This window comes from Dyadobacter arcticus (assembly GCF_011762185.1).
In the GTDB taxonomy this organism is placed as follows: domain Bacteria; phylum Bacteroidota; class Bacteroidia; order Cytophagales; family Spirosomataceae; genus Dyadobacter; species Dyadobacter arcticus.
Genome location: NZ_JAASQJ010000001.1, coordinates 120754 through 138125, shown reverse-complemented (window position 1 = coordinate 138125; position 17372 = coordinate 120754). Strand labels below are relative to the sequence as shown.

Sequence of the window (17372 nt, the reverse complement as noted above, 5' to 3'; positions counted from 1 at the left end):
TATGCGAATTCTATTTATGGTACAGGGAGAAGGCCGCGGGCATCTTACCCAAGCTATCTCGCTGGGGCAAATTTTACGATCGGCAGGTCATGATATTGTGGCTTCGATGGTAGGATCTTCGCCCGGACGGATAATTCCCGCATTTTTTGAGGAACAAATTTTGGCACCCGTCATTCAAATTGATGCGCCTAACATTATCTACAATGCGCAAAATGGCGGGATGAACCTGCAAAAAACAGTCTTTACCCATATATCCAATTTACCTAAATACCTGCGAAGCCTGCGTCACATTCACCAGTGCATTGAGCAAATTAAGCCTGATCTTATCATCAGTTTTTACGAAACATACGGAGGCTTGTATAATGTGATGTACAGGTCAAAAATTCCGATGGTGTGTGTTGCACACCAGTATCTCTTACTGCATCCCAAATTCGTTTTTCCGGAAAAAAGCCGATTTAATCAATTACTGATCAACCTAAATTCCAGGTCTACATCATGGCTCTCGGCAAAGCGACTGGCATTGTCCTTCCGGGAAATTCAAAATGAAGAGAAATTTGGAGTAAGCGTTGTCCCGCCGCTTTTACGTCAGGAAGTTGTAAATCTTGTTCCCAAGAAAGGAAACTACTTTCTGGTTTACATGACGCATCACAGTCTGAGTCATCAAATTATACATTGGCACCTGGCGAATCCTGAAACCCCTATCCATTGCTTTTGGGATAATCCGGACGCTTCTGAGGAATTTATATTTGATGAAACCCTGACGTTCCACCGGATCAATGGCCGAAAGTATCTGGAAATGCTTGCTGGTTGCGAGGCTTTGGTCACAACCGCTGGTTTTGAGTCAGTTTGTGAGGCAATGTATCTTGGGAAGCCGGTTATGATGGTTCCCGTTCCAAATCATTTTGAACAGGAATGCAATGCCATCGATGGGGTAATTTCAGGAGCAGGCATTACTTCCAAATCGTTCGACCTCTCCGTTTTGTTGGATTATCTGCCCAGGCATGTTGATCAGTCCGAGAAATTTAGGTCCTGGTATAAACACGGGCGGTTCATTTTTATTAATGAAATTGATGATTTAGGTCGAAAGTATAATCTCAACAGTCGTTCGGTCACAAATCCTGAGAGCGTTAAGACTGATCAAAAGGACCTTACTTCGATTTCTTAAATACCATACTTTCCAAAGCATTTTTGAAGGTAATCTTCAGCGTTTCTCCTTGAACGCTATAGGTACCTTGGGATGAAGCCAGCCAAGCCTTGCCACTCCATTTGGGTTCACCAACCTTTGAGCCTCCAAAGCTTTTAATTTCGATTGTACAGCCGGATATCAACGTGTAAGCGCCATAAACCTGATTGGCAACGGTATGCCCCTCAATCGTTCCCGCTCTTGTATCGTCCTTTAAAGTAAAAACGACGCCTCTGCCATCCGGGTCCGGATCTGCGTCCAGTGCACCTGTTGTTATGTTTTCAAATGCTGTCAAACGCCAGGTACCTGTTAATGTATTTTTCTCCGAGCAGGGTGGCGGGCCGCAACAGAGGCGGGCCGCCTCTTCATTGGTGCATTGAAATGCAAAGCATCCTACGAATAAAATGAAAGTATAATAACAGACTTTCTTCATAGCATCAAAAGCTTATTCCCAACCTCATTGCCAAACGATTATAGACCCTCTGTTCAGAACGCTCCGTTTGATCCGAAAAGGGTGGTTTGTCGACCTGAGCTTCCTGTCTTTTATAAGTTAAGGCCAATGTGAAACCCGCATCTTTTCCGATTCTTAGTCCTAAACCTGGATTTACCATAACGCCGCCCCGGGTATCGTAGCCCTCGGCATCGTCATGAAACCAGGCAAAGGCGTAGCCCGCATCCAATGTGCCGAAAACCTTCACATTGCCTTTCCTGGTAAGGTCGTAACGCAATCCTGCTGCAATTGGATTGAGCAATGCGGCCCGATACCAATCCATACCAACGGTAACACCAGTTATCAATCGTTTGTTGATCTGGATTCCGTTAAAAGTCTGAACTGTCAAGTTGAGCTTATTGTCAACTTGCTCCTGGTTGCCGTTGTATTGATTTAGGTATTTTACACGTCCAAACAGTCCACCAAACTCAGTATGGTTCACATATTTTTTAGTGTTTGGATTTTGAGCGTTTGCATTATATGTCAGCAAAAGCAATGTGAATAAGATGTATAATGTTGTTTTCATCTCAGATGGCTTTCCCTACGGGAATTTTGCTGATCAATTTCAGATCAAGCGGATTGGAAGAATCGTATTGATAAAACCCATCTTTTCCGATCAGCAATAAGGTCTTGCCAAGCGATATCACATCATAAGCATCCATATTCTTGAAATGTGCCAGTTGATGTTTGTCAACTCCAAATTTGTCCTTTACATCAAACAATTTTAAGCCATGCTCCCCTTCACATAAATACAATGTTGGGAAATCAAGGCTCAATCCATGGGGATTTTCCATCTGATAGCTCTTGATCAATTGAGGAGATGAGGCATTGCTGACATCCACCAAATCCAATTGATTTTGCGAACCTGCACAGGCATTTCCTGTACGTAGGGTAACATACGCAATGTCTTCATGCACCACGACCGGGTCACACGCGCGGCCATGCTGAAATGTTGAGAGCTGTTTTGGTTGAGCAGGATCGCTATTTTCATAAATAAACATTCCCGTAGACGATCCAATGAACAATTTGTTTTCGTAAGGAAATATGGTCTCAATTCCCCAACCAATGTCAACCATAGCGAAATCTACTGGTTTGGATGGTTTGGAGATATTAAATAAATGAAGCTGGTTTTGGCTAACTGTGTATAAAAATTGTTGATGAAGTGCGAAACGGGACATTGATCCGGCCTGTCCATTGGAATTTCCAGATGATTGTGGAGAGGCAGCTGAGCCGCTGGAATTACTTAAAGATGCCCTATCGGCGATTGCCCAGCCTCCGCTCCACCAAAAATTCGGGGATACATTTTCTTCGCAATTAACAGTAACTGTTTCCGTAACGTATTCTACATTTTGATCATTTATCGAGCCGATTGATTCATTCAAATTCCATAAGCCGCCATCAAAAAGGCCATTTTTAAAAACATTTTTTACCCTTTCAATTTCCTTTGCTTCGGCCGGATTACTGATATCGATTGCGACGAGATCTGAAAAACTATCCGCATAAAGAACATTATCCCGGACTGCGATATCGCCGTTTCCTGGAATATTGATAAAGGAAACAAATTTGGGAGACGAGGGATTACTATTATCGATAATGTGAATTCCCTTTTTAATTTCATTGACATAAAGGTAATTGCCTTTAACGTACATTTTTCCAGGCTTTTCCAACCCGCGGGGAGATTCAGACTTGACCTTTGTGCGCAGCTCCATCAGAGAATGTGTAACGTTGCTAAACCGGCGCACTACACGGGATTCTTTACATTGATCGTTGCAGGACCATAGCGTGACTGCCGCTATAAAAAGAATTAAATGTAAAAGTTTAGGATTCATGTTTTTGAAGTTATGGGTTGAGTAAAAGTCATTGACGACTTTAAAAACACATGGACACTGCAACTTTTTAATTGGTTGTAAATCAAAACAAAATCGTCCGAAAGCAAAGCCTCCGGACGATAACGCACCCCGAAAATGCCGGAAATCCGGCATTTTTTATCTTAAATGTTTTTAATGGCTAACAGATGATTTATTTACTATCCGGATTTTTTATTCTTCCAATAAAGAGAACTGTATTTGAGGTCCTTTCACTAATTATCAACCCAAATGGGCGGTCACATACGAACTTCGGCTCATCAGGGCTTACAGATGTTACATCAAATCCAATCGAAGTTACCGCAGCTGCCTCAGTTCCCTGTTCGTCTATTCCCAGATACGTGTCTTGCTTTACAAAATCTACAACCAGATTAGCCGTCTTGTTAATCTTGCCCAATTCTGCTGAATCCGTAAACACTTTTTTAATCCCCATTCTTTCAAGGGTTGTATTAAGTTTTATTGAATAATCCAGCTTGAAGCGAGGCAAACCAACTTTTACTGTTCTTTCATACATTCCATTGGATAACTCTTTCCAACTGGCATCGCTGAAATTCGACAAGACCTGATCAATAGAGTTCGTTCCCTTCGGTATTAGTAAGGTCATACTAAATTGCCCATTGGAATAAGGAAGTTGTACCGCGTCATATTTATTATTACTCGCCACTCTGAACACCGACTTAACATTCATCATTTTCACTGTTTTGCTGCCACCTTTCTCCAGATTGAATGGTGCATCAACAGTCATTTTCGCGTCAAATTTTGCTTTCCAATCCCCCTTAAAATAAAGTGCATTCAATAGGAACATTACCTTGTTTGGATCGATATCGTCCAACACTTTCTTGATTTTTCCATTGGTTTTGTCACTCGCCCAACGGTTGATTTTATCTTTGGCGGCATTGTCAAATGGTAACCCTGTTATGTCAGAATTGAATGATGTTTTAAGAATATTTTGGAAATCCTTTTCAACCTCAAATCCGCTTTTATACCACATTGAATTTGCAAGACCCAAACTCACTTTGGGATCGGCAACGGGTAAATCGTTAACAAGTGTATTGTAAGTTTTATTAAGATCAGATATTGAAATGCTTTCTAGTTGAAGAGTTTTCAAAATCTCAGCTGCGGTTTCTTTTTCTGCTCCATTCAACAACATTCCCAATGCTATATTTAAACTCAACGGAGAAACAAAAAGATTGTCTTGTGATGGTTGGGTTTGCTGTAAAGTGTGTAGAAAATTAAAAGCAAATGACGTTGTTCTATCTGCTATTCCAGCAGGTATTTCAACTGGGTTAATTTCATTCGAGGGAGTGGGATTTTCATTAGTACATCCCAAAAGTATCAACACTGTAAAAAAAAGGACACTGGCTAATTGTGTGAAAATTTTCATGGCTAATAAATGTAATATGGCTACACTTTTTCTAGATTCAAAAAGAATATCAATGGTTGGAACAATCCGGCTATTAATCAGAAAGAATAGCGGACTCCCCAGGAAACACCATACAAATAAGGATGTGTATCGAGGCTTTGATTGGATTTAAAACCAGAGGAAATTGCCTTTTGATATGAGCCGGTTAGGCTGGCTTTCCATTTGGCAGACAATTTGTAATTAAACCGGAGTCCAGTCGTAGCTGCCCAGTTCATACTTCTGTATATCTCGTCGCTCGCTGTCGTCGTGATTATTTCTCCCGAAGCAGATTCCAGATCATTACTTAAAAAGAAATTTGCCATCATCCCGCCTAAGACGGAATAACTGAGCTTCTTATCAGGATTAATCGTAAATCCGGCCTGAACTGGCAATTGCAAAAACTGATAGTTATTGCTCACCTTTTTGGACACATCCACATAAATTGAGCCGGTATTAGCAAAATTGTAATTTTTATCTGTGGCAATAGGGCTCGATGATGGAGCCAATCCTGCCAGTGCATTTTCTAACACATTGGCAGATTTGCTATTGTTCGCATTCAATAGATATCCACCTCCTTGGTAATCAGAATTTCCTTTTAAATAACTAACTCCAAGTTCGACAGACCAATGCTTTGATATGCGCATTCCACCTTGAGTCTGCACGGCATAAGATGCGCCAGCTTCACTCGATCCCGAAACCGATTTTTTGTCTGAAACCGTTTGATTGGCAAATCCAATCGGCGCTTCTTTCACCTTCAGATCCGGATTGAACGATGCAGGCATTAAACCCAAACCAGCCCAATATTCTTTGTGACCTGTCAGTTTTGTCGGGTTCTCAGATTCAACTTCGGGTTTGAAAAACACATACCTTTTTTGAACGTGCACATCGAGCTCACTGTAAGGCCGTGAAGCCAAAAGCGTTGCCGTAATTGTCTGTTCCATCGACTCGATCTGCTGCAACCTGGTAGCTTCACCTCTGATTACCGAAGACGGCAGATTATCAGGATCATTATCTATTTTGTTAAACGAATTTTTGCCACCTTCAAAGATTGACACGCCTTCTTTGGAATTTTTGAATGGGTTAGTTTGCCCTTTTGTAGCGACCTCATCGGTATTCTTTGGCACCAATCCGACATTTTCCAGAACCTTACCTTCTGCAAGGCGCTCCTCTTTTTGAGGTGAGACGGCAGAGCTCTTTTCCGCATCAGATGTCTGCTTATCATTTTTCAGACGAAGACCTCTCTCGTTGGCTGCGATCGTGTTGATCTTCTGATCATTAACATCAGATCCGGAAAACCAAACACCTGCCCCGACGATTAATAATGCTGCAATAGATGCAGCTGCATACCAGAGCTTACGCGACTGCCACCAAAGAGGAAGTACCAAACCTCTTTCACTATCTTCTTCCAGACGTGCTTCTATACCCTGCCATACTGACGGAGGAGGTGGTTCAGAAGCTTCATTCAAAGCCTTTCGCCACTGATCTTCAAAATTGTTTATTCCGGACGGATCCATCATCAAATCTTTTTTCCTTGTTTAATTTTTGTTGAAGCAGCATTCGGGCCCGTGAGTATTGCGATTTCGAAGTGCCTTCGGATATTCCTAATTTCTCTGCAATTTCATTATGCTGATAACCCTCAATTGCATATAAGTTGAAAATGGTCTGACAGCCAGGCGGCAATTCCCGGATCAGCTCCAATAACTGCTGCATTTGAAAATTGCCAAGTGTAAATTCTTTATCTGCAATTCCATTATGATGTATATCAATATCATCAAGCTCCTTTAAATGTTTTTGCTGCCTCAGATGATTTAATGCTGTATTCACTACAACTGAGCGCAACCAATATTCCAGAGGGCTATCTGCCCGGAATGAGTCGATATTTTCGTAGATTTTAATAAACGCATCCTGCAATACATCTTCGGCATCTGCCCGATTTTTGGTGTAACGAAGGCAAATAGCGAACAGCTTACCCCCAAAAACGTCATAAAGTTGTTTTTGGGCGATGCGGTTGCGCTGTTTACAGCCTCTCACCAATTCCTGTTCGTTAAAGGTCATCCGAAGTTTAGGGGTGCTTCGCTCGGTTTATGATTAATGTCAGCACCACTATCGCAAAGATAGGTGATACTGCTTTGCTGAATTCCGGCTTGAAACGTTGAGTACCCCAATCCGTACTGGGTACGACACGCTCATTTTCAAATTGGTTGGAAAAAATGGAAGAGTTTCTGCGTTTTTAGTATATCACTAACAGGAACTAATCGTTGATTCATATCCTTTTATAATTGTTGAAATGAAGTAAAAGGTATTTTAGTAACACTAATTTCTATCGTGATGAGCCAATATATGGTCGAAATTCAGCTTCCGGCAGTTATGTCGGAAGAGTTCACCGCAAGGATACCTGCCCAGAGAAAAAAGATCAATGAGATGATGGAGCAAGGCAAGTTGATGTCTTACGCTTTGTCGGACGATTATTCCAGATTATGGTGTGTCGTGAGGGCAGAAAGTGAATTTGAAGTAATGACACTTGTTTCAGAGTTCCCTCTAATCGACTATATGGATCCTAAAATTTCAAAATTAATGTTCAATAATGTGGTGGCGCTCAGGCTTCCGATGTTTTCGTTAAACTGATATATAGCAGGTGAATAAAAAAAACCCCACTACTTTCTGAGTAATGAGGGTTTTTTATTTTATAACAACTATGAATTATAGTTTCCTCTCGATGAGTTTGACTATATTTCCCAGCCCGCTCACATCAACATCCGTAAAATCATTAAGCTCATCACTATCCACGTCAAGTACCATTGCAACAGTACCATTCCTATAAAACAACGGAACTACAATTTCTGATTTTGATGCGGAATTGCAGGCAATATGTCCTGGAAATAATTCCACATCCGGAACAACGATGGTTTTTCTTTGTGTGTAACTGGCACCGCAAACACCTTTATTAAAAGCAATTCGTGTGCAGGCAATAGGTCCCTGAAATGGACCAAGTACGAGTTGACCTTCTTTAACAGTGTAAAATCCCACCCAAAAAAAGCCAAATGCTTCTTTGAGAGCCGCAGCAGTATTTGCCAGGTTAGCAATCAAATCGCTTTCGGTTTCAACCAGCGACTGTAGCTGGGGAAATAATGCTTCGTAAACCGTTTTCCGATTGGTCTCTGTGGGAATTATTAATTCTTCGGCCATCCTTTTTTCATTTTATATATTTAGGAACAGGATTAAGGGACCAATAGTTACCACCAAAGCAAGATGAATATGTGTTCTGGTGACTTATTTTTATCAGGAAGAATAAGAAAGTTTAATAAGACGTGAATCTTTTGGGCAAGAAAAAAGCCCTTAGTCAGAATCACCGAGGGCTTTTTGCAATCTGATGGATGTTATTGAATATGTAATGGTACAAAAAAATCTTTAAAACATCAAATTCAGATTCAATGGGTTAACCAATTCTAACGATATTCTAATTAGACAGGAATGGCGGTTCTCGCCAGATCAACAAGGTCTGCGTCATTCACTTCCTTTTTTAAATCAGCTACCTCCAGGAACCTCGTATACAGTTCGTCAAGTGCTGATTTATCAAAACTAAATCCAAGCAATTCAAACCTATGTTTTAAGGCATGACGTCCGCTTCTTGCCGTAAGAACGATATCTGACTTATCCACGCCCACATCGTGCGGGTTCATGATTTCGTAATTAAGTGTATTTTTAAGGAAGCCGTCCTGGTGAATGCCCGATGAATGTGCAAAGGCATTACGGCCGACAATAGCCTTATTTGCCTGAACAGGCATTCGCATCATTTTTGAAACAAGCTGGCTGGTTGGGTAGATATACTGCGTGTTAATGCCTGTTTCCAGGCCCAGTTCCTTGTGGACGTTTAACGCCATCACCACCTCTTCCAGGGAAGTATTCCCGGCGCGTTCGCCAATGCCATTAATAGTTACTTCAACCTGACGGGCACCCTGATTAACTCCCGCTATTGTGTTAGCAGTAGCTAGCCCAAGATCGTTATGGCAGTGTATGGAAATTGTCGCCTTATGAATGTTAGATACGTGTTCGAAAATGTATTTAATCTTGGAACCGTATTCGTCGGGAAGGCAGTAACCCGTAGTATCCGGAATATTCACAACCGTTGCGCCCGCAGCGATCACAGCCTCAACCAATTGTGATAAAAAATCAAGGTCTGCCCTACCTGCATCTTCACAATAAAATTCCACATCCTCGACTTTTGATTTGGCGTATTTTGTAGCTGCGATTGCTCTCTCAATGATCTTCTCCCGCGTCGTATTGAATTTATGCTGAATGTGAATATCAGAGGAACCTATCCCCGTGTGGATCCTACCTCGCTGCGCATATTCCAATGCATTGGCGGCAGCATCGATATCTCCCTGAACTGCGCGGGATAGTGCACAAATAATCGGTTCGCGTACTGCTTTCGAAATTTCAACAACTGATCTGAAATCGCCCGGACTTGATACCGGAAATCCAGCTTCGATGATATCTACTCCTAGTTTTTCGAGCTGTCTGGCTACAACAATCTTTTCGTCCGTGGTTAATTGGCTGCCTGGTACTTGCTCGCCGTCTCGTAAAGTTGTGTCGAAGATCTGGACTCGATTACTCATTGATTGGAATTAAAAATTTAATAGAACTCTAATTTAACAATTTTCAGACAATATAAAACCCTTCCCAAGCGAAGGAAAGGGTTCAGGCAGAATCAAAATATAACCTTTCCCGTTCTTACGGAAGTGTTAGAATGAGAAGATTTAAAAGAAAGCATATGTTTTGCCTGCAACAAATATTATTTGGCCAAACTTCCGGAATTTAAATTCTTTTTAATAGTTCAATACCAGCAGTCTCGGTGTTCAACAACTTGTCAGCCGCTGTCGTAGAATCGGCGATATCTCTGGTCCTGAAACCATCTTTCAACAATTTATCCACTGCCGCAATGATCGCATCCGATTCTTCCTTAAGGCCAAATGATATATCTAGAAGTAATGCTGCGGAGAGCACTGATGCGAGCGGATTAGCGATCCCTTTTCCTGTAATATCGTGAGCCGAACCATGTATTGGCTCATAAACTCCTGTACTGTCACCAATTGAAGCTGAAGCAAGCATTCCCATCGATCCGGCGATCTGGCTCGCTTCATCGGTAAGGATATCCCCGAACAAATTAGCAGTCACGACGACATCAAAACGGCGTGGATCTTTGATCAACATCATCGCAGCAGAATCAACAAATTGATGCTCAACCTGAATATCCGGATATTCAGGAGCGAGCGCCTGAATGACTTCGCGCCATAATCTGCTCGTTTCCAAAACATTAGCCTTGTCAACGGAACACAGTTTTTTACTTCTGGTTCTCGCGGCTTCAAATGCTTTCCGCCCAATTCTCTCCACTTCATATCTGCTATACTCCGCGATGTCGTATGCCGTGTTATTATCGTTTTTGCGGCCTTTTTCCCCAAAATAAATGTCGCCGGTTAATTCCCGGAAAAACAAGATATCTGATCCTTTCAATATTTCTGGTTTAATTGATGACGCTCCCAGCAATTCATCGAAAAGCTTAATCGGACGTAGATTGGCATAAAGACCCAACTCTTTACGCATCCTAAGCAGCCCTTGTTCCGGACGGACTTTTGCGGTTGGATCGTTATCATATTTAGGATGACCAACTGCTCCGAAAAGTATGGCATCGGATGCACGCATCTTTGTAAGCGTTTCATCAGGCAGCGGATTACCTGTCGCCTCAATAGCAACATGGCCCATCAGCGCGTCGTCATAACTAAATTCATGTCCGAATTTTTCCGCAATTTTAATCAACACATTCTTTCCAACCTCAGTTACTTCTTGTCCGATTCCATCACCTGGAACGATTAGGATATTTTTCTTCATTAAATGTTTTTGGTTGGTAATCAGTAAAATTTAAACGGCACTCAATAGGGTGATTTCAGGAGTAAGCTCCTGCTGATTTGGGATGCCTATCAAATTCAGCATTTTTTGGGTAGCCATAATTGCAGAAACAGTCTGATCCGAATCCAAGCCCCTGGTTTTGACGTCTTTGCCATTGATTTCCCAGGTAATGATGGTTTCGCAAAGTGCATCAGTTTTACCTCCTGGCGGAATGCGTACGGTATAATCTGTCAGCATTGGAAGGTTAATGCATTTTTTGCTGTAGATCTTTTTTAATGCATTCATGAACGCATCATACTGACCATCGCCCTGCGCATTTTCCTCGAAAACCTCGTCTCCAAATTTGATTTGTAAAGTTGCGGAAGGCTTTAAGTTTTTTGAATGCGTGAGTACGTAATTGACAATCACCACCTTTTCCTCAATGGCGCTGCTAGCAAGTACATCCGAAATAATGTAAGGAAGATCCTCAGGCGTCACAGATTCTTTCCGGTCACCTAACTCAATAATTCTCTCAGTGACTTTCTTAAGATCGGCATCAGTAAGTGCAATCCCCAGGTCCCTGAGATTATTTTCAATGTTCGCTTTTCCGGAAGTTTTACCCAGAGCATATAACCGTTGCCGCCCAAACCTTTCAGGCATTAACTTACTGAAATACAGATTATTTTTTTTGTCTCCATCAGCATGAATCCCGGCAGTTTGCGTGAAAACGCTTTCGCCAACAATAGGTTTATTGGAAGGGATCCTGATGCCTGAAAATGTCTCGACCAGCTTGCTGACGGTGTAGAGCGACCTTTCATTAACGGATGTTTTATATTCGGGTATCAGATCATTCAAAACAGCTATTGTACTGGCCAGGGGCGCATTACCAGTCCTTTCACCCATTCCATTTACGGTAAGGTGAAGGCCGTGAGCTCCTGCCCGAAGCGCTTCCATGACATTGGCCACACTTAGATCATAGTCGTTATGTGCGTGAAACTCAAAATGATGGTTTGGGTAACGGTCAACGATGGCCTTTACAAATGTGTAGGATTCCGACGGGGTAAGTATACCCAATGTATCCGGCAAAAGTATGCGCTTAATCGGTTGGGTTACCAGGAAATCCAGCGACTCAAAGACAAAATCCTGAGAGCTTCGCATACCATTACTCCAATCTTCCAGGTAAACATTGCAATCGATTCCATTCGACTCAGCTAGTTCAATAACATTTCTGATATCTTCGAAATGCTCCTTTGGAGATTTTTTTAATTGATGGGTAAGGTGGTTTAAGGAGCCTTTTGTCAGCAAATTCATCACCCTTGCACCAGATTGCAACATCCAGTTAATGGACGCGTCGCCATCGACAAAGGTTAATACTTCTATTTTATCAAGAAAACCATTGGTTTTAGCCCATGTGGTGATTTGTTTAACTGCCTGAAATTCTCCTTCCGAAACTCTGGCGGAGGCAATTTCAATGCGGTCAACTTTGACTTCCTGAAGTAATATCTGGGCAATGGTTAATTTTTCCGAGGCAGAAAACGACACTCCGCTGGTTTGTTCACCATCACGAAGGGTTGTATCCATTATTTCAATATAGCGACTTTTCATGAGGCGGCTTTCGGCTATATTAATAAATTCTCTCTTCTTGGAACACCTTAATTTCTCCCTTCATAGCCTGAAGATAATCAATATCGTCAAAGCCATTCGTCATATTATGTTTTTTGTAACCATTAATGTTGAAGGATTCCGATTCTCCGGTCGACAAAATTGTAATGCTTTGTTCTGGAAGATTTACTTCAAGTTCTGCATTAGGATCTGCTTCAATTGCAAGGAAAATTTTGTCAAGAAATTCCGGAGTTACCTGAACCGGCAAGATTCCGATATTCAGTGAGTTACCTTTAAAAATATCTGCAAAAAAGCTGGAAACTACACAGCGAAAACCATAATCATATATGGCCCATGCAGCATGCTCGCGGCTGGATCCGCTGCCGAAGTTATGACCACCAACGAGGATTTTCCCCGAGTAAATCGGATTGTTCAACACGAAATCCTGTTTCGGCGTATCGTCACCATTATAGCGCCAGTCCCTGAAAAGGTTATCTCCAAATCCTTCTCTTTTTGTTGCTTTTAAAAATCGTGCAGGAATGATCTGATCGGTATCAACATTCTCAATCGGCAAAGGAACTGCCGTGCTTGTAAGTATTGTGAATTTATCGTAGGCCATTGTTTTTTAAGCCGTTAGCTTTTAGCGATTAGCATTTAATTATTATAATAACTCTCTCGGATCAGTGACAACCCCCGTTACTGCCGCAGCGGCTGCTACCAGCGGGCTGGCCAGTAATGTTCTGGCTCCCGGACCTTGCCGACCTTCAAAATTGCGGTTTGATGTACTTACTGCATATTTGCCTGCTGGAATTTTGTCGTCGTTCATCGCCAGACATGCGGAGCAGCCCGGCTGGCGTAATTCAAATCCAGCCTCGGTTAGAATGTCAAGAATTCCCTCTTCTTTAATTTGAGCTTCAACAATATGCGAACCAGGAACAACCCAGGCGATAACATTATCTGCCTTTTTCCGACCTTTTACAATGGAGGCAAATGCACGGAAATCTTCAATCCTACCGTTCGTACAGCTTCCAATAAAAACATAGTCTATTTTCTTACCCAACATCGACTCATTTTCATGAAAGCCCATGTAGGTCAATGATTTATCATAGGTAGATTTTCCGCCTTCAACCTGATCCGAGGTAGGAATTGATTTTGAAATTCCCTGCCCCATTCCCGGGTTAGTACCGTAAGTAATCATGGGTTCAATGTCCGCAGCAAGGAACGTGTATTCCTTATCAAAAACTGCGTCATCATCTGTTTTAAGCGTCTTCCAATAAGTCAGCGCTTCATCCCATTTCTCTCCTTTGGGAGCATGCTCACGACCATTAATATATGCAAATGTTGTTTCATCCGGTGCAATCATACCGCCACGTGCACCCATTTCGATACTCATGTTGCAAACCGTCATCCGGCCTTCCATGCTCATGCTCCGGAACACATCTCCAGTATATTCTACAAAATAACCAGTAGCCCCCGCAGTCGTCAGTTTTGAAATAATATATAGTGTAACGTCTTTTGGTGTCACCCCTTTTCCCAACACACCATTTACATTAACCCGCATTTTTTTGGGTTTGGGTTGCATGATGCATTGTGAGGAAAGTACCATTTCCACCTCGGAAGTACCTATACCAAAAGCAATTGCGCCAAAAGCCCCGTGTGTAGAAGTATGCGAGTCCCCGCACACAATGGTCATTCCCGGAAGTGTAATCCCATTTTCCGGGCCCACCACATGAACGATTCCATTTCTTGCATGTCCAAGTCCCCAATGAGAAATTCCGTGCTTTAAGGAATTCACTTCCAATGCTTTCAATTGGTTCGCTGAGAGCGGATCTTGCACTGGAAGATGTTGATTGATGGTAGGAGTATTGTGATCTGCAGTGGCGAAAGTCCGTTCCGGGTACATCACACCGATATTCCGGCTTTCAAGTCCTAGAAAAGCTACCGGACTGGTTACTTCGTGAATAAAATGACGGTCGATAAAAAATACATCCGGACCATCAGCAATTTGGCGGACAACGTGGGCGTCCCAAACTTTGTCAAAAAGGGTATTGGCTTGATTACTCATTTTTTGATTATTAAAATTTCACCTCTTCATTACTTACTTTATGGAACACAAAGACTTAACATTCTATAAAGCAGAAGTGATGATACAAATTACCGTAAATCGAAAGGAATAAGTATAACGTTAAAGGTTCAAAAAATAGTGATTTTGGTTTTTGAAGGTTGTTTGAGCGGAAATCTTTATTTGGAGATTTTAAAAACGGTGCGTTTAGTATAACACGATTATTTGTTCTCAACTATTCTGATTAATGCATCATGCAGAGGGAGAAGATGTATTTCAATAATTCGCCAGACAATTTCAAAATCGATGCCCGCATAGTCATGAACTAAAATATGCCTAGAGCGAATAATGCGCATCCATTCGATCTCAGGATGTTGTTCTCGCACCTCTTTGGGCACCCGATTGGCCGCCTCTCCTAAAACTTGAATGTTCCTGATGACGGCATCCCTCGTTTTTCGATCCTCCAAGAATGCATCATAATTCAATCCTGCTGTATATTCGAATACCCTATCGACAGAGTCCAGCATGTCCAAAAACAAAATGGAGGAAATTCTTTCAGACATAAATCAAGCTTTTCTCGATAATGGGCAATAATGGCGCTTTGAGGCCTTTTTTGCTAACCAAATCTACTTTCTGGTTGAGTAGATCTTCGAGTTCGATAGCAAGATCAATAAACTCAAAGCCAACAGGAGTTAAAAATTCGACCAAAATATCCACATCACTATTTGGAGTAGCGTCATTCTTTGCATACGAGCCAAACAAAGCCATAGATTTTAAGGGGTATTTATAAAATAGGTATACCCGTGATTGATGAAGTTTGTCTAAGATCTGAGATGTATCCATGTCGATAGTTATAATCAATGAAGCTATGATTTTTGAACCTATTTCCCAAATTAGCCCTGCTTCTTGGGCGTAACGCTAAACTTCTCTTTATAAGTCTTGATAAAGTGTGAAACACTCTCATAACCGATCTCAGTACTAATTTCAGACACATTTCTAGTACTATTTCTTAAAAGGAAATCAGCATAGTCCAATCGTTTGTTTTTCAGCCACGATGCAGGAGATGTTTTGAATTCCTCTTGAAAATCCCTTTTGAAAGCAGATAAGCTACGCCCCGACATTCGAGCCAATTCATTTAATGTCAGCGGTTTGAGGTAATAGCTATTCATTAAAAATGGCAAATCCACTTTTTCGCCTTTGTACAAACTGTAAAGTATTGCCCTGAGCTGCCGCGAATTGTCCAATTCAAGTAAATGCAAAAGCAGCTCCTGGAATTTAAGGCGAAGAAAATGGTTTTTTAACTCTGCTCGTGACCGAAAATATGGAAAAACTGATTGAATGAACTTCTCAAAATTATCGTCGGATTTGAGCAGTAGGATTGGGTTTTCCAAAATTGTAACAGCTTCTTCTGCGCTGAAAAGTTCAGGATGCAGGCTGACGAATTCTTTTAATAGTTTCTCATCAAAAAAGAAAACCAGGCTTTTGTAAGATTCATGAATAGATTCAGACATTAAATAGAAACCTCTCTGAACGAAGAGAATATCCCCTTTTTCAACATGTACTTCCTGTGAGGGGCTGGTAAATTTCTTTTCCCCTTCCAAAACAACAATAACCGCATGCTCCTCAAAGAATACATCGTATTTGGATGGATAAACTTCATTGCGATAAGCAACAAATGTCATATCCTGAATTTTTAAGGATTCGAACTCCTGTGAGCTGATATCGGAAGGGACGCGGAGCATATTCAAACCATTAAAAAGAGCTTCGCGAAATTCGCAAAGCTCATATGACGCGGGCCCCGGGCTTCAGCCCGGGGCAATTGATTCTTTTTAGTTTCTTTCTGGTCTTAGGCCGCGAACGGTTGAGCCTGCTTGCCACATTTCTGATTCGCGCAATTCGGCCAATTCTTCTTCCAATTTCACGCGATAATCAGGTTGTGAGTTACGGGTAATCGAAATTGAAGCTTGTTCGCCGCTTTTCACAGAATTATATAGCTTTTCAAAAACAGGTTTTGTTGCGTCACGGAAGGGTTTCCACCAATCTAATGCGCCGCGTTGTGCGGTTGTAGAGCAGTTGGCGTACATCCAATCCATTCCATTTTCAGAAACCAATGGCATCAACGATTGAGTTAATTCTTCCACTGTTTCATTAAATGCTTCGGAAGGAGTATGTCCGTTTGAGCGAAGTACTTCATACTGAGCGGCGAATATTCCCTGGATCGCACCCATCAATGTTCCGCGCTCTCCTGTGAGGTCAGACGTTACTTCACGGTAGAAATCAGTTTCGAACAAATATCCCGAACCAACGCCAATTCCCATTGCAATACATTTTTCACGCGCTTTACCAGTTGCATCCTGGAATACAGCGAAAGAGGAGTTCAAGCCTTTGCCTTCTACAAACATGCGGCGAAGCGATGTTCCCGATCCTTTTGGAGCAACCAGATAAACGTCAATGTCAGCGGGAGGAATAATTCCTGTTTGATCTTTATAAGTGATGCCAAAACCATGTGAGAAGTACAATGATTTTCCGGCAATAAGATTTGCTTTAACGGTTGGCCAAAGCTCTATCTGAGCCGCGTCGGAAAGCAGATAGCAAATGATTGTTCCTTTTGAAAGTGCTTCTTCCAATTCAAAAAGGGTTTCGCCTGGTACCCATCCGTCGGCAACGGCTTTGTCCCATGACTTACCCCCCTTACGCTGACCAACGATCACATTAAAACCGTTATCACGCATATTCAAGCTTTGGCCTGGGCCTTGTACGCCGTAACCAATTACAGCTATGGTTTCAGTAGAAAGTAATTCACGCGCTTGTTCAAGAGGAAATTCTTCACGGGTTACTACTTCTTCTTCGACCCCGCCGAAATTTAATTTTGCCATTGATTATTG

Annotated in this window: 18 protein-coding genes; 2 read left to right on the top strand and 16 right to left on the bottom strand. The window is 41.9% G+C overall.

Going from position 1 to position 17372, the window contains the following annotated elements; all coding sequences use genetic code 11:
• The first annotated feature begins 1 nt into the window (after window position 1).
• Window positions 2–1165 (top strand): glycosyltransferase family protein, encoded by a 1164-nt coding sequence (locus FHS68_RS00570; RefSeq protein WP_167266143.1) that lies wholly within the window; start codon window positions 2–4, stop codon window positions 1163–1165.
• Here FHS68_RS00570 and FHS68_RS00565 read toward each other — a convergent pair.
• The 6 genes from FHS68_RS00565 to FHS68_RS00540 all read right to left on the bottom strand — a co-directional run bounded on the left by FHS68_RS00565 (window position 1149) and on the right by FHS68_RS00540 (window position 6995).
• Window positions 1149–1616 carry an META domain-containing protein gene (locus FHS68_RS00565; protein ID WP_229211729.1) on the bottom strand — a complete coding sequence of 156 codons (468 nt, stop codon included), beginning with the start codon at window positions 1614–1616 and terminating at the stop codon, window positions 1149–1151. The genes FHS68_RS00570 and FHS68_RS00565 overlap by 17 nt on opposite strands.
• 4 nt (window positions 1617–1620) lie before the next feature.
• Window positions 1621–2199, bottom strand: a complete 579-nt coding sequence (locus FHS68_RS00560; protein ID WP_167266141.1) for a hypothetical protein — start codon at window positions 2197–2199, stop codon at window positions 1621–1623.
• A 1-nt stretch (window position 2200) separates the two neighbouring features.
• A complete protein-coding gene (locus FHS68_RS00555) occupies window positions 2201–3382 on the bottom strand; it encodes an LVIVD repeat-containing protein (RefSeq protein ID WP_229211728.1) in 1182 nt (393 codons plus the stop codon).
• A gap of 310 nt (window positions 3383–3692) precedes the next feature.
• On the bottom strand, window positions 3693–4922 hold the full coding sequence (locus tag FHS68_RS00550) for a serpin family protein (RefSeq protein WP_167266136.1): 1230 nt from the start codon (window positions 4920–4922) through the stop codon (window positions 3693–3695).
• 77 nt (window positions 4923–4999) lie between these two features.
• The gene (locus FHS68_RS00545; protein WP_229211727.1) at window positions 5000–6457 is read right to left on the bottom strand and encodes a hypothetical protein; all 1458 of its coding nucleotides are present in this window, start codon (window positions 6455–6457) and stop codon (window positions 5000–5002) included.
• The gene (locus FHS68_RS00540) at window positions 6426–6995 is read right to left on the bottom strand and encodes an RNA polymerase sigma factor (protein WP_167266134.1); all 570 of its coding nucleotides are present in this window, start codon (window positions 6993–6995) and stop codon (window positions 6426–6428) included. The genes FHS68_RS00545 and FHS68_RS00540 overlap by 32 nt, the downstream gene beginning before the upstream one ends.
• Before the next feature lie 273 nt (window positions 6996–7268).
• Between FHS68_RS00540 and FHS68_RS00535 the strand changes: the two genes are divergently transcribed.
• Complete coding sequence (locus FHS68_RS00535; RefSeq protein ID WP_167266132.1) at window positions 7269–7565, top strand: muconolactone Delta-isomerase family protein; 297 nt, start codon at window positions 7269–7271, stop codon at window positions 7563–7565.
• A gap of 75 nt (window positions 7566–7640) precedes the next feature.
• Here the strand turns inward: FHS68_RS00535 and msrC are convergent, their stop codons facing one another.
• The 10 genes from msrC to ilvC all read right to left on the bottom strand — a co-directional run bounded on the left by msrC (window position 7641) and on the right by ilvC (window position 17363).
• Window positions 7641–8126: a free L-methionine (R)-S-oxide reductase MsrC gene (gene msrC, locus FHS68_RS00530; RefSeq protein WP_167266130.1), complete on the bottom strand. Its 486-nt coding sequence runs from the start codon at window positions 8124–8126 to the stop codon at window positions 7641–7643.
• Window positions 8127–8401: 275 nt separating this feature from the next.
• Complete coding sequence (locus FHS68_RS00525) at window positions 8402–9556, bottom strand: 2-isopropylmalate synthase (protein ID WP_167266127.1); 1155 nt, start codon at window positions 9554–9556, stop codon at window positions 8402–8404.
• Window positions 9557–9755: 199 nt separating this feature from the next.
• The gene (gene leuB, locus FHS68_RS00520) at window positions 9756–10826 is read right to left on the bottom strand and encodes a 3-isopropylmalate dehydrogenase (protein WP_167266126.1); all 1071 of its coding nucleotides are present in this window, start codon (window positions 10824–10826) and stop codon (window positions 9756–9758) included.
• A gap of 30 nt (window positions 10827–10856) precedes the next feature.
• The gene (locus FHS68_RS00515) at window positions 10857–12428 is read right to left on the bottom strand and encodes a hydroxymethylglutaryl-CoA lyase-like TIM-barrel protein (RefSeq protein ID WP_167266123.1); all 1572 of its coding nucleotides are present in this window, start codon (window positions 12426–12428) and stop codon (window positions 10857–10859) included.
• A gap of 19 nt (window positions 12429–12447) precedes the next feature.
• Window positions 12448–13044 carry a 3-isopropylmalate dehydratase small subunit gene (leuD, locus tag FHS68_RS00510; protein ID WP_167266120.1) on the bottom strand — a complete coding sequence of 199 codons (597 nt, stop codon included), beginning with the start codon at window positions 13042–13044 and terminating at the stop codon, window positions 12448–12450.
• A gap of 42 nt (window positions 13045–13086) precedes the next feature.
• Window positions 13087–14490: a 3-isopropylmalate dehydratase large subunit gene (gene leuC / locus FHS68_RS00505; RefSeq protein ID WP_167266118.1), complete on the bottom strand. Its 1404-nt coding sequence runs from the start codon at window positions 14488–14490 to the stop codon at window positions 13087–13089.
• Between the two features lie 218 nt (window positions 14491–14708).
• Entirely contained in the window at window positions 14709–15050 is a 342-nt protein-coding gene (locus tag FHS68_RS00500; RefSeq protein ID WP_167266115.1) for a HepT-like ribonuclease domain-containing protein, read from the bottom strand.
• Entirely contained in the window at window positions 15043–15330 is a 288-nt protein-coding gene (locus FHS68_RS00495) for a nucleotidyltransferase family protein (protein ID WP_167266112.1), read from the bottom strand. Before FHS68_RS00495 ends, FHS68_RS00500 begins: the two co-directional genes overlap by 8 nt.
• A 50-nt stretch (window positions 15331–15380) precedes the next feature.
• Complete coding sequence (locus tag FHS68_RS00490; protein ID WP_167266110.1) at window positions 15381–16229, bottom strand: AraC family transcriptional regulator; 849 nt, start codon at window positions 16227–16229, stop codon at window positions 15381–15383.
• Between the two features lie 87 nt (window positions 16230–16316).
• Window positions 16317–17363: a ketol-acid reductoisomerase gene (ilvC, locus tag FHS68_RS00485; RefSeq protein ID WP_167266107.1), complete on the bottom strand. Its 1047-nt coding sequence runs from the start codon at window positions 17361–17363 to the stop codon at window positions 16317–16319.
• Window positions 17364–17372 lie beyond the last annotated feature (9 nt).